A 413-nucleotide genomic window follows, 5' to 3' on the forward strand; every position below is an offset into this window, starting at 1 on the left:
CCACCAGACCTGCCGCGAGGGCAACGCCCATCTGGCGCAGGTGCGCGAGATCGCCGAGCCGATGGGCATCCGCTTCCTCGGCCTCGGCGGCAGCCCGAAATGGTCGCTTGCCGAGACGCCGAAAATGCCGAAATCGCGCTACGAGATCATGACGCGCTACATGCCCAAGGTCGGCACCAAGGGCCTCGACATGATGTACCGCACCTGCACGATCCAGGTGAATCTCGACTTCGAGAGCGAGGCCGACATGCGCCGCAAGATGCAGGTGTCGTTGAAGCTGCAGCCGCTGTCGACGGCCTTGTTCGCCAATTCGCCTTTCACCGAAAGCCACCCGAACGGCTTGCAGAGCTGGCGCGGCGACATTTGGCGTGACACCGACAACCAGCGCTCGGGCCTGCTCGAATTCTGCTTCT

Annotated in this window: 1 protein-coding gene; it reads left to right on the top strand. The window is 63.4% G+C overall.

Annotation, left to right across the window (positions count from 1 at the left end; genetic code table 11):
• Positions 1-413: glutamate-cysteine ligase family protein (locus tag ENZ75_RS34095; RefSeq protein WP_245481387.1), on the top strand; the 413-nt coding region annotated here is incomplete at both ends.

Origin of the sequence: Mesorhizobium sp. M7A.F.Ca.CA.002.04.1.1 (assembly GCF_004022805.1) — a bacterium.
GTDB classification, from domain to species: domain Bacteria; phylum Pseudomonadota; class Alphaproteobacteria; order Rhizobiales; family Rhizobiaceae; genus Mesorhizobium; species Mesorhizobium ciceri.